Source organism: Nostoc sp. DedQUE08 (assembly GCF_034530895.1).
GTDB lineage: Bacteria > Cyanobacteriota > Cyanobacteriia > Cyanobacteriales > Nostocaceae > Nostoc.
On sequence record NZ_JAVRCD010000020.1, the window covers coordinates 24,318 to 38,223 of the forward strand.

7 protein-coding genes and 1 pseudogene are annotated in these 13,906 nt (G+C 40.1%); 3 read left to right on the top strand and 5 right to left on the bottom strand.

Translation table 11 applies throughout. The annotated features are described in order from the left end of the window. Positions 1-130 precede the first annotated feature (130 nt). From RMY64_RS15435 to RMY64_RS15455, 5 genes are all read right to left on the bottom strand, one after another. Complete coding sequence (locus RMY64_RS15435; RefSeq protein WP_322700524.1) at positions 131-805, bottom strand: hypothetical protein; 675 nt, start codon at positions 803-805, stop codon at positions 131-133. 615 nt (positions 806-1,420) lie between these two features. Then, a complete protein-coding gene (locus RMY64_RS15440) occupies positions 1,421-1,882 on the bottom strand; it encodes a hypothetical protein (RefSeq protein WP_322700525.1) in 462 nt (153 codons plus the stop codon). 26 nt (positions 1,883-1,908) lie between these two features. Next, positions 1,909-3,747, bottom strand: coding sequence for a bifunctional serine/threonine-protein kinase/formylglycine-generating enzyme family protein (locus RMY64_RS15445; protein WP_322700526.1), 1,839 nt, complete (start codon positions 3,745-3,747; stop codon positions 1,909-1,911). A 603-nt stretch (positions 3,748-4,350) separates the two neighbouring features. Then, the gene (locus tag RMY64_RS15450; protein WP_322671879.1) at positions 4,351-5,160 is read right to left on the bottom strand and encodes an ABC transporter permease; all 810 of its coding nucleotides are present in this window, start codon (positions 5,158-5,160) and stop codon (positions 4,351-4,353) included. Positions 5,161-5,455: 295 nt separating this feature from the next. Beyond that, complete coding sequence (locus RMY64_RS15455; RefSeq protein ID WP_322700527.1) at positions 5,456-7,477, bottom strand: protein phosphatase 2C domain-containing protein; 2,022 nt, start codon at positions 7,475-7,477, stop codon at positions 5,456-5,458. A 246-nt stretch (positions 7,478-7,723) separates the two neighbouring features. On the opposite strand from RMY64_RS15455, the gene RMY64_RS15460 reads away from it, so the two are divergent. From RMY64_RS15460 to RMY64_RS15470, 3 genes and pseudogenes are all read left to right on the top strand, one after another. After that, complete coding sequence (locus tag RMY64_RS15460) at positions 7,724-8,158, top strand: NfeD family protein (RefSeq protein WP_322700528.1); 435 nt, start codon at positions 7,724-7,726, stop codon at positions 8,156-8,158. Positions 8,159-8,285: 127 nt separating this feature from the next. Continuing rightward, positions 8,286-9,293 (top strand): SPFH domain-containing protein, encoded by a 1,008-nt coding sequence (locus RMY64_RS15465; protein WP_322700529.1) that lies wholly within the window; start codon positions 8,286-8,288, stop codon positions 9,291-9,293. A gap of 120 nt (positions 9,294-9,413) precedes the next feature. Then, a pseudogene (locus tag RMY64_RS15470) lies at positions 9,414-13,870 on the top strand (NACHT and WD40 repeat domain-containing protein). Positions 13,871-13,906 lie beyond the last annotated feature (36 nt).

A 13,906-nucleotide genomic window follows, 5' to 3' on the forward strand; every position in this document is an offset into this window, starting at 1 on the left:
AAGTGAGATTCTCGACTCAGCACTTTTGATAATTGGGTTGTCTCGTTCCAGCAAAGACTAGGAACGAGATATGAAAAGGATCAAGTGTTAAGTTGTAGAGCAAACTTTTGGTTGGCTATGCTTCAAAATCTCAGGTGCATTTAATTTTTTGAGTATAAAATCCAGTTGCTAAAAGAGCCACACCTGCTACTAAAGTTGCTAGTACACTATTAGGTTCAGGAACGGCAGCAACTTGAGCATCAATTCGTGCAGTTCCAGCAAACAAACCGGTCAATTTAGAGTCGCCTAATATATTAGCAAACTCTGGAGAAATCAACAATTTCACATCAGGGATGGTTAAATTGTGGCCATCAAATGCCACAAGTCCTGGAGCGCTCAAATCAAACAAAATTGTATTTAAAGAAAACGTATCTCTTAAAACAAGTCCGCTGGCACCTGTGACAGTACGTCCTGGAGCAAAACCGATTGAAAAGTTACCAACAGTAATTTGATTGTTGAATGTAACAGTACCAGTATGCTCGATTGTACCTGAGAGTGGAGTAAAACCGCCCTCGTCACTGAACGTGAAGTTGGTAGCTGAGTCGATGTTGAAGCCAACTAAATAATTGCTAGGAATTGGTGCAACTGTCTGATTAGTACCTGTCAAGTTTAGCCCAATACTACTAAGAATCTCTTCGTGATCGCGATCGATACTAGTGACTCCAGATATCACTTTAAAAGTTGCAGCTTCTACCTGTATGGGTGCTATTGAGATGAAAGCTGCTGTAGTACAACCAAGAATTCCTGCAAACTGAAAAAAATGCATATATATTTCTGATGATCTTCTTATTTTATTTTAGAAAATAAAATCTTTTTTATTAATCTATAAAGTCAAAATTTACTCTAAAAAAATATTTGCAAAAGTTAAGTTTGTGTAAATATACAGTTAATAACAATATTTAAACCAGGCATTTCAAAACCCAAGTTAAGTAAGTAGGTACAAATAAAAATCAATCATCAGAATGAAGTATAAAGTATGAAGTATAAAGCTTTAAGGATAGAAAATGAAAAAAATATAGTTACGTTTAATTATGTCCAATACCAATTATTTACCCTTCAATCTAATAATTATGAAGTGGTCAAACATAAGCTTACCTTTAATTATTGATAAGTTTAAATTAAGAGTTGCAGTACTGTCTTATATAATTTCAGTGTAATAATGATAAAAAAATGATATAAATACGTTGATAAAAGCACAGCAATGCTCATACATATCAACTTCAACCAAAACACAAGAGAAAGTTTTCGTTTCCAGCCAGAGGTAATGCCTTAAAAGCGGTTCTGCTGGAAATTTAGGAGGCGTATTTTTACAATAGGTATTCCCAGACTCTAGCTGAGAACTAGAGAAAGCTAATTTATTCTCGCCGATTTACTTCTTAGTTCACAGACTTGTTCTAATCCACCAGCTTATTTTCTCCAAATTAGGATCTATTTCCTGCCAAAAGCTGGCTGAAAAGTCTACTTCTCTTGCTGCTGCAAGTATATTATCTATACTGTCGAAATTTTTTTGAATCAATTGCTTATCTAGTTTAGGAATATCTAATTTCAGATATTTCAAACGATTGGGTAACTCTACCTTCTCTTGTGTCGGCAAGTGCTGAATTTGCTCGACTTGTTCTAAAATTTTGTCTATTGATGTAATAACTTCTTGTAGATTTGGCTTTTTAGTTTTTAATTGTAAATCTTTTTCTTCAAAGGCTTCTTCTTGATTACCTAACTTTACTAAAACTATTTTGACAAAGAAAATATTGTAATCTACCTGACTAACTTCACCCACTTGCTGATAATATTTTCCACTTTTATTTATAACTACTATGTCACCTTTCTCAATTCTATTGTTCATAATTTATATAGCTTGGTATTAAATTACTAAATAATCTCCTCTACAGAAAATACTACTCTAAAGCCACAAACCCTCAGTCCACCGTCTGACTCATTCCAGCTACGGCTAGCACTGCGACACAGTTCTGGACTGAAACTCCAAGAACCACCGCGTAGCACCCGGCGATTTATATCGCCGCCAACTTCCCAAGCTGTTCCATCTAAGGGTGCGTCGTTATAATTGTTATGCCACGAATCAGCACACCATTCCCAAACTAGCCCGTGCATATCGTACAATCCAAAGGCGTTGGCGACTTCAAAACTACCGACGTTTGTTGTTTCTTTACGGAATTTGCTTTTTGGTTCCATTGTGCAGCTGACTAACTCAGAGGTAATGGTTTCGCCAAAGTGGAAAGACGTTGTAGTTCCAGCCCGACAAGCATATTCCCATTCAGCTTCACTCGGTAAACGATAGTCGCGTCCAGTTTTTTCTGATAGCCTGAGACAGAATTCTACAGCTTCATACCAAGATACATTTTCCACTGGTCTATCTAGACCTTTGAATTTCGATGGATGGGGATTTAAAGCTTGTTTGACTTTGGGTAAAGCTGCTACTACTCTCCACTGTGCTTGAGTTACAGGAAATTTCCCCATAAAAAGTGGTTCAACGGTAACTTGATGTCGTGGACGTTCGTCAGCATCTCCTTCAAATTCTGGTGAACCCATCATGTAAGTACCACCAGGAATCGATACCATTTCTAATGTGACAGACTTACCTAATTCTTCAGCAAAGAAGTTGGCATTACAGTTCATGCGGTTTACTTCTCTACCACCTGTGTCTACTGTCACTACATCAAATTCAAAGGTTTCTAATGGCGGTAATGGGACGATTACTTTTTGTGGTAGCGGCGATAATATAGGTTGAGGCATCGAAACAATTTTTAAGGCAACAGGTTCAATGTTCGATGTGGCAAACTTGACATCGTTGATGACTTCAACTGCTGTTTGATACCTTTCACTCGGTAGATGTTTGAGTAATTTATCTAAAATTTTTCCTAATTCGTCGCTGATAGTAATACCTTTTTTCTGTAAATGTTCGCGCCACAACCATTTAGCATTCATGGCATCATAAATAGGGTCATTAATCTGTCCAGAAGCATCCTGCAAGGGCAAACATTGAGTTAAAAGACGCACACAAGTTACACCCAAAGCATACAAATCACTGCCGTGGCAAGCAAATCCAGCCATTTGTTCTGTTGGGGCATAGCCAAGGGTATAAATTACCGTAGCTTGTCTTCCGATACTGGTTTGTGTTACCTGTTTAGCACCACCAAAGTCAATTAAGACAGGTTTTTCATCACTTGCACGGCGAATAATATTTTCTGGTTTGATATCGCGATGAATGACGTTATGGGTATGAATAAATTCTAGAACTGGCAATAAATCAGCTAAAAGTTCCCAAATTTGTTGTTCGCCATAAATTTGCTGTTGAACTTCTTGTAAGAGAGTTTTTCCTTGAATAAATTCTTGTACAAGATACAAGCTAGTACCTTGTTCAAAATAAGCTAGTAATCTGGGAATTTGGGTATGATTTTCTCCCAATTCATACAACCGAAAAGCCTCTTCTTTGAAAAATTCTGCGGCTTTAGTGCGTTGTCCTGTTCCCTGGAACTGGGGGAAAAATTGCTTGATGACGCAAGGGGCGTTTAGTCTGTCTACATCTTCTGTAGAATACGTTCTACTAAATCCACCTTCACCTAAGAGTCTTAATACGCAGTAACGGTTTCTGAGAAGTTTGCCAAAGTTGCTTTGTCCGCAACTCACGCAAAATCTATTGCTATCAGAGTTGAATGGATTTGAGCAATTGGGATTTTGGCAGATTTGCATAATGAGGGGGAAATAGCATCTTCTCCAAAGTTAGCCCCAATATTATCTAATTGAAAACAGTTATGTAGAGAAGCGAACACGGAAGTTTATTCATGTGTTTAAAACTATGTTTGGCACGAGGGCATAAGGATGAATACAATTTAAAATTCAAAATTCAAAATTCAAAATTCAAAATTTAAGAGAGTTACATTAGAGGATGTTTGAAAAGTTTGTAGTGGTGTATAAAGTATTTGTTTACCCCACCCTAACCCTCCCCTTGCAAAGGGGAGGGAACCGGATTTTTCTTTTTTCCCCCCTTTATAAGAGGGGATTAAGGGGGGTAATTTGACTTGTGTATACACGGTATTTGGAAAGGGGAGGGAAATAGATTTATTTTTTCCTGCCTTTATAAGGGGGGGATTAAGGGGAGTAAAATGTGATTAAAATCACAGTCAACTACTTTTAAAACAACCTCTTAGGAGATTTAAAATTCCGAATGACACTGATATTTGTGCGTTATGGTAAGCATAACTCACCGGATATTTTAATATAGCTGTTGTTCGCTATCCAAAAAAGTTCATAAAGAACCAAATTACTCATAATTTTTATTGGCAATAACGAGTCTTATTTGAAAGTTTTATTCTCTCCAGAAGCGCGAATTAATTCAGCTACAAAGGCAACGATCGCAGATACTAAAATTAACATTACACTGAGAGCATTAATATCAGGTTTAACTCCGGTTCTAATGCGGCTAAAAATTTCCATTGGCAGGGTGTTAGAACCGCTACCAGCAGTAAAACTAGCAATCAGAAAGTCATCTAAGCTAAGAACAAAAGCCAACAGACAACCAGCGACAATCCCAGGCATTAATTGAGGTAACAATACTTTGATGAAAGCTTGGGTTGGTGTCGCACCTAAATCTAGTGCTGCTTCTTCTAAGTGGGGGTCTAAATTAGTCAGTCGGGAAGCAACCACAAGTCCAACGTAGGCTAGACAAAACACTACATGGGCTGCAACTATCGTCCACAAACTCAAAGGTACTGCAAAGGCTGCTAGACATACTAAAGTAGCCACTGCGATCGCAATATCGGGAATAATCAATGGTAGGTAAGCAATACCCAGATACAATTTTTTACCAGGAAATTCGTAACGCGCCAACCCAACCGCCATCAAGGTTCCCAGCACTGCGGAAATTGCCACGGCACAACCCGCAACTATCATACTGTTTTGCAAAGCCGATAAAATGCGATCGTCACTGAACAACTTGCGATACCAATCGAGAGTGAATCCTTGCCAAGTTGCACTGTAAGGTGACTTATTGAAGCTATAAAAGCCAAGTACCAGTATGGGCAGGTACATGAACACAAATATCAGCAGTGAGAAAACCGCTTGCCATGAGACACGCGGTTTTTTGATAAATGGAGAGATATTCACGTTTATATATGATTTTTCTTGATAGCAATCGTTTATATCATATTTTATGTAAAAAGTCAATGATTACTGACTAGCGATCGCCACTTTCTTTTCCATCACTGTGAATATACAAGTAGTTCTTGTCAAGATTGCAATATTCCTGGCAAACATTGCAATATTTCTCATCAACATTAGAATATTCCTGGCAAACATTAGAATATTCCTGGCAGACATTGCAATATTCCTGGCAAACATTAGAATATTCCTTATCAATACTGCAATATTTCTCATCAACATTAGAATATTTCGGTATAATCTATTTCCCACTCGGACACACTGACTGCACTTCTTGGGGAAGTTGCCGACACATCTGCTGTAATCCTTGAGGATTAATTTGCCACCAAGCAAATAATCCCAGACTTGTACCCCCTACAAGCAACGCCGACACTCCCCCCAGCATTACCAAAGGTTTACGCCACTTCGGTTTTGTAATTAAAGTTGGTGGAATTTCTGGGTTGAGAGGTGGTTCTTCTGAAAGATCCAAATCTAGATCCGAATTTAGATCCAAATCTAGCAAAGCTTGGGAACTTTCTGTAAAAGAAGTTGGTTCTTCTAATTCCTCTAGTTCTTCTGGTTCTTCTAGTTCTTCTAATTTCTCTAGTTCTTCTTCTTGTATTTCTGTTTCTATAATCTCTTCTGGCAACGCCGGAGTCACGGGTACTAAGTATTCTGGAGAGACACGGCAATAGGTCATAACAACCGATGTATTATCATGCCCATTTTTTTCGTTTGCTAAGTTAATCCAGTTGCAGACAGCATCTTCAACTGTCATTTGCCCTGTTAACACGGGTATTGCATAATCCTGCCAAGATTGTTCTACCCAGTTGCGATCGCTTAAACCATCAGAACACAGTAGCAAAATGCCATCTTCTTCCAGAATAAATCGCTGAACATTGAGACGCAAAGATTCTGAATTTCTTGTCCCCAATGCTTGAGTTAAAGCACTCGCATCTGGTCTGAAGAGTGCCTTTCGATACAAACTTTTAGCAAGGCGTACTTCTCGCGTTGCCACATCATCATCTATAGTTAGTAGCTGGCAATAATTGCGAGTAATCCAATAGGCCCGGCTATCGCCAACATTAGCCAAGTAAAGCTCATGGGTATTATTTGATTGCCACCCAGTACTTGTCTGGATTCGTTGTGGAACTTGCAACGCCATCACAATAGTTGTAGCCATGCGTTCTTTGCCCTGGCGTTTTTGTTCGTTATTGCGGGCACAAATTACATTATTTACCACCCGTAAGCTTGCTTCTAATTGTTCCTGCAACAACTCAGGTGAAAAAAGTGCAGTTTGTTCTGTCACCTCAGTTAGTAAAGCGCGAATTTGCAACTTTACAGACTGCACTGCCAACTGACTTGCAACCTCACCGCCTTCGTGCCCACCAATGCCATCGCACACAATCGACAAGTGGCGCAATAAAGGTTCATCTAAATCACTCAAACTATTGGGATAGCAAGCATCTTCATTTTGCGCCATCATTGGGCCAATATCTGTAGAACCTGCCACCTTCAAGACTAATGGCAATTCTGCCGCAGCTGCTAGTAGTAAATTATTGAGTTGAATACTAATTTCCTCTAACTCAATCTCAGTTTCACACATCTCTTGGACAATGTCCTGTAACGCTTTAGCTACTGATGCCTTCGCAGAAACTACCCAAAACTGCCAACATTCCCCCAGATTTTGTAAACTCAACTTCTCATCAGCTGGTGTTTGGTAGAGTTCCAACAGTCGCACACACCAACCTTCGACTCTCAAGTTGTCTATTACTAGTAAACTGCGGCTAAGTCCCAATTCTGCTAGAGGTGTCCAAAGTTGGAGAATTTGCCACAGCCAATAAACTTGTCGTACTGCCGTGGCTTCCTCCCAAGCCTCAACAATAGTTGGATAGATATTTCCTGTCTTATCTATCGGCGCATTTTCTAATAAGAGGATATCAGTTGTATCTTCTTCAAGATTACTAGCAAACCCATAAGCCTGGGGCAGATGCAACCGCTCTTGATATAACCGTAAATAAGGAATTACTGCCGTTGGCAATTCTTCAGGTACATCTGGCGGCAGTCCCGGTTGAGTATCCAGCCAAATCTGTTGTTTAATTACCTCATACCTGTCTGCTACCTTTGTGCCTGGTGGGATGTAAGCAGCCAATGAGCCAGTCGCCCAAAGATAGCGGTGAACTAAAGGAGTTTGGCAACTGGCACAAACGTTATCTCCCATAGGATTAATGGGGCTATTACAGCGTGGATTTATACAAAAAATTATCAATTGAGTGGAAATCATAAAACAAGAGTCAGGAGTCAGAATTCTTATTTATACATAAACTTCGATTAACTTTAGCTGGCAATGAATTGAAGGCTAGAATAAACTGGACTTGTGTACCGTTAGCTACACCTTGTTACTGAAATTAATCAAAATTACAAAATTATTGGTAGAAATACTCAGTTTTGTTTTCTGTAAATAACTTATATCTGGCTGTATCTAATCGTAGAAATGCATTTACGTCAATGTAGAGTTTAGGATGGCGCTATGCCAAGTTTTACCTTAATCTGGCTTCTGGCAGGAGCAGTTCTGTGTTTAATGGAACTGTTCTTACCGTCGGCGTTTGTCGCTTTGATGATGGGAATTAGCGCTTTTGTGGTGGCGCTGCTGTCTGGAGTGGGTATGGGAAGTGTATGGTTGCAAATTGTAGTTTGGCTGTTGCTTTCCATAGCCCTAATCGTGCTTTCTCGTCGGTTTTTGCAACCAAGACAACGCAAATCAAAAATTCGGGATGCAGTCATAGCTGAAACCTTAACAGAAATTCTGCCTGGAAAAACAGGGCGGGTACGGTATGAGGGAAATTCTTGGCAAGCAAAATGTGACGATGACAAATTTACCATACCACCCCATCAAAGAGTTTATGTGGTTAGGAGGGAAGGTACTACTTTGATTGTTGTACCGGAAAATCTGTTGAATTCTTGAGTATTTTGTCATTTGTCACTTGTCATTTGTCATTTGTCAAAATTCAAGAGTTCTTCTTACTTTATTTCCTCGGCTCACTCATCTCCTCCACTCCGCACTCTGTTTATTAAAAATTAGGAGATTCACAATGGAACAGTTTTTTTTACTAGTATTTTTAGCTCTTGGTGGTTCTGCTGTAGCGGGTTCTGTGAAAGTCGTCAATCAGGGCAATGAAGCTTTGGTGGAAAGATTGGGTAGCTATAACAAAAAACTAGAACCAGGACTAAACTTTGTTGTTCCTTTTGTAGATAGAATTGTCTATCGAGAAACTATCAAAGAAAAAGTCTTAGATATTCCTCCTCAACAGTGCATTACCCGTGACAACGTTGGTATTGAGGTAGATGCAGTGTTTTATTGGCGCATTGTGGATATGGAAAAAGCCTGGTACAAGGTAGAAAATCTCCAAGCGGCAATGATAAATATGGTGCTGACTCAAATTCGCGCCGAAATGGGACAACTGGAGTTGGATCAAACTTTTACTGCTCGTTCCCACATCAGTGAGCTTTTATTACAAGATTTGGATGTTGCGACCGATCCTTGGGGTGTGAAAGTGACACGGGTAGAACTGCGAGATATTATTCCGTCTCAAGCAGTACGAGAATCGATGGAATTGCAAATGTCAGCAGAACGACGCAAACGGGCAGCAATTTTAACTTCTGAAGGCGATCGCGAAGCTGCTGTCAATAGCGCCAGAGGTAAAGCTGACGCGCAAATCTTGGATGCGGAAGCTCGTCAAAAATCGGTAATTTTGCAAGCGGAAGCCGAACAAAAGGCGATCGTTTTGAAGGCTCAAGCAGAACGTCAGCAACAAGTTTTGAAAGCCCAAGCGATCGCAGAGTCATCAGAAATTATTGCCCAAAAGCTCCACAATAATCCCAATGCCAATAAAGCAGTGGAAGTTCTGTTTGCCTTGGGCTATCTCGATATGGGCGCGACAATTGGTAAAAGCGATAGCAGTAAAGTGATTTTTATAGATCCGCGTTCCATTCCCGCTGCCTTAGAGGGTATACGCTCCGTCGTTTCAGATGGTCAGGTTAACTCTAGCGATTTGTTTTCTAAACAAATCCCAGGATTAGAAAATAACCGCTCTAGTTAAGAATGGGAAATGGGAAGCAGGGGAGCAGAGGAGACAGTGGAGGTACGGAGAGAAAGAATAATTAATGCCCAATGCCCCATGCCCCATTCCCAATGACAAATGACAAATGACAAATGACAAATGATAATTAACCCAGAACAGGTTATCAACGCTATTATTGCGATCGCAAATCCTTTAATAAAGGAAAAAATTCAGCGCAATGAGACTGTAATTAAATTACTTCAGCAGTTTAACCTCGATCCAGAGCATCCACCAGCAGATTTTAGTGGGGTTTATGCATACACACTGGTAGAGTACGGTGTTGGAAAACCTAAGCCTTTTTTAGAACTTTTTCGCCAAGAAGCAATAAAACAGGCTTTCCGTAAAGCATTTGACCATAACAACCCCTCAATTTTGCTTTCTGAGGTTGATGCTTGGCTTAATGCTTATGCGTTGGGTGATGACATTAGAAGTTTGGGAACTGACGTTAGAAGGGAAATTGCCGCATTTTATATTGTTTTTGCAGAAGTTGCTAAACGCACTCGCAACCCAGCAGATACATTAATGAGTCAACAAATTGGCTCTTTGCAAAAACGCATTGCAAATATCCAAGAAGTACTTGACAGGTTGCCGACGCTGGAAGGTATTCGGACAGAAATAGCGCGGTTGGCTGCACAAAATTCCTTTGCACTGCTAGAGGCCGAAACATCTACTGAAAATAAATGTCGAGCTATAGCTTTAGCTCAACAAATGCGCGGCTGGTTTGAAACTTTGGGCTACCGCTTTGAAAAGTATGAAGTTTGGGGTGATTCATATTTTGAGTGGATTATCAATGTGCCAACCCGGCGTAACCGATATGACCGCATCCTGATTCGGGGAATTGAGGGGGAAGTTGGACTTAAGGATGTCGCTGTTTTGCGTTCCTCTGTGGAGCAGCAGAGAACTGATGAAGGTTGGTTAGTTACAGCCAGACGGATTGCACGCGCGGCGCGAAATGAGGTGGAAAAGGAGGAAAATCGCCACTTAGGTTGTTACACTTTTGACGAACTCATTGACCAAGATGCTGATTTTAGCGATTATCTCGATTGGTTGGAAGCAGAAATCATCCGGCGGCAAATAGATACAAAATACGTTCCTTTAGCTTGTACGAAAGAAGAAATTGACCCCGATACTAAACAGCGTATCGGCATCAGTCACTATAGCGATCGCGATGGTTGGATTGATGGTTACATTGATATGTGGTTGGACGATCCCGCCAAAGAGCATATTTCTATACTAGGAGAATTTGGTACGGGGAAAACTTGGTTTGCGTTTCATTATGCTTGGGTGGCATTGCAACGTTACCGAGATGCCCAAAAACGCGGTGTTGAGCGTCCCCGTTTACCTTTGGTAATTACGCTACGAGATTTTGCCAAAGCGATAAATGTTGAGAACGTTTTAGCGGGGTTCTTTTTTACACAACACAATATTCGTTTAACTAGCGAAGTATTTGAACAGTTGAACGGTATGGGTAAATTGCTGCTAATTTTCGATGGTTTTGACGAAATGGCAGCAAAAGTTGACCGTCAGCAGATGATTAATAACTTTTGGGAACTGGCGAAAGTAGTGGTTCCCGGTGCTAAGGTTGTCTTGACTTGTCGCACCGAACATTTTCCCGATGCTAAGGAAGGACGCGCTTTACTCAATGCCGAGTTGCAAGCTTCTACCAAGCAGTTAACGGGGGAAACACCGCAATTTGAAGTGCTGGAACTAGAGAAATTTAACGACGAGCAAATTCGACTGGTGTTGTCGCACCAAACGCTAGCTGCAACGGTTGAGCAAGTAATGGGAAATCCGCAATTATTGGATTTAGCCCGTCGTCCAGTGATGACAGAGTTAATTTTGGAAGCTTTGCCAGATATTGAGGCGGGTAAACCTGTGGATATGTCGCGGGTTTACTTGTACGCAGTGCGGCGGAAAATGGAACGGGATATTAAGAGCGATCGCACTTTTACTTCTTTGGCAGAAAAGTTATACTTTTTGTGCGAACTTTCTTGGGAAATGCTGTCTACAGACGAAATGAGCCTCAATTATCGGCTTTTCCCTGACAGAATTCGGCGGTTATTTGGTTCAGTGGTGCAAGAAGAAAAGGATTTAGACCACTGGCATTATGACATGATGGGGCAAACAATGCTCATCCGCAATGCTGATGGTGATTATACTCCAGCACATCGATCGCTGTTAGAGTTTTTTGTAGCGTATAAATTTGCGGCAGAGTTGGGAGCGTTATCTAGCGATTGTACTGAGTTAGCACGGGTACGCTTTCAGATAAATCATCATGCTGCACCTGTTGATTATAGTTGGTCTTCTTATTTTATTCGTCAGGTAGATGCGGCTGGGAAGATTTTGCCATCTGCGGCATTAAAGGGATTTGTAAGTGAATCGTTGGAGAAATTGAGGGGGACTTTTGGTCAAGCACCTTTGACGAAAGCGGTGATGGATTTGTTGGTGGGAATGGTTGATATTAAGGCTAAGGAGTCGGTAATTAAGATTATTGAGGGAACGCGAGGGAAAAGTGAGGATGAGGTTGATTATGTTGGCGGCAATGCAGCGACAGTTTTGTTAAAGGTTGATAAGTTTGCTTTGGATGGAAGAGACTTAAGCGGTGCTGTAGTTAAAGGTGCTGATTTTAGTGAGGCTAGCTTGCGTCATGTTAATTTTGCACAAGCAAATTTAGTTGACAGCATTTTTACTAAATTATTTGGTACAATTTTCTCAGTTGCGTATAGTTTTGATAGCCAATTTGTAGCTACTGGTGATGGTGAAGGCATTGTTCGCATCTGGAAAGTTGCTACTGGTGAAGAAATTTTAACTTGTAATGGATATACTGGCGCAATACTTTCAGTTGACTTTAGTCATGATAGTAATAAATTTGCTAGTAGTAGTCATGATGGGACAATCAGGCTATGGGATAGCCGCACTGGTAAATGCTTAACAATTTTACAAGGACACAATAGTTCTGTACATTCAGTTGCCTTTTGTCCTAAAGGTAAGATTCTTGCTAGTGGCAGTTCTGATCATACAGTGAAATTATGGGATATTCAAACTGGTGAATGCTTACAGATTTTACAAGGACATACTAATGTAATATATTCAATTGCATTCAGTCCAGATGGGGAGATGCTTGCTAGTAGTGGTTCTGATTACACGATTAAATTATGGGATATTCAAACTAGCCAATGCTTAAAAACTTTAGAAGGACATAATAATTCTGTAAAATCAGTTACTTTTAGTCCAGATAGCAAGATGCTTGCAAGTGGTAGTTATGATGAAACTGTAAGATTATGGAACGTGAATACAGGCGAATGTAAATTAACCTTACAAGGGCATAATCTCTCATTATTAGTAGTTGCTTTTAGCCATGATAGTAACATAGTTGCTAGTAGCGGCGATGAAAATATCATATTTTGGGATGTAAAAACAGGTAAACGTCTAAAAACATTAAAGGGACACTTTAATTCAGTACGTTCAATTGCCTTTAGTCCAGATGGAGATACTCTTGTTAGCGGTAGCTATGACAAGACACTAAGATTTTGGAGTGTTGCTACAGGTGAATGCCAAAAAGTTTTACAGGGACACAGCACTTGGATAAACTCTGTCGCTTTTAACTTAAATGGTGAGATGATTGTTAGTGCAGATGATGAGACAACAGTAAAATTATGGGATGTTGCCACTGGTAAATGTGTAAAAATTCTACAAGGTCACACCAATTGGGTGCAATCAGTTGCTCTTGATAAAGATGGTGAAATACTTGCTAGCGGTAGTGCTGATACAACAGTCAGATTATGGAATTTCCGCACAGGAGAATGCTTAAACATTTTGCGGGGACACAGTGATTGGGTGCAATCAATCGTTTTCTGCCCAAAAGCTCAGATACTTGCTAGTGGTAGTGGTGACGGAAGTGTAAGATTATGGGATATAAAACTTGGAGAATGCTGGAAAGTTTTTGAAGATAATCACTCAATACGCTCAGTTGCTTTCGGCCCTGATGGTGAGACATTAGCTGTTAGCAATTTTGGCGGAGAGATAAAGCTATGGAATATTTATACAAGCCAATGTCTTAAAACATTAGAAATTGGAAGAGGCCCTTGGACACGTTCAATAGCTTTTAGTGCAGATGGTAAACTTTTAGCTAGTGGTACTCTTAATGAAAGCGTTGGGTTATGGTGTCCATCCACGGGTGAATTATGGAAAACTTTACAAGGTCACACCAAATCAGTATCCGCAGTTGCTTTTAGTCCAGATGGTAAAACACTAGCGAGTGGTGCAGACGACCAAACTATAATACTTTGGGATATAAACAGCGGTAAATGCCTGAAAATTTTACAAGGTCATTCTCTTTGGATTCGTTCAATAGCTTTTAGTCTGGATAGTAAAATGCTTGCTAGTTGTAGTTGTGATGGCACAATAATGCTTTGGAACACTAGCACAGGTAATTGTATACGAATCCTTAGACCAAAAGACCTTACGAAGATATGAACATTACAGGCGTTACAGGTTTAACCGAATCTAAAAAAGCAACTCTCAAAGCATTAGGCGCTATGGAAGATGGAGCTTAATAATTTTAGCCTATTACATTTCTAGTAATTGTGGAA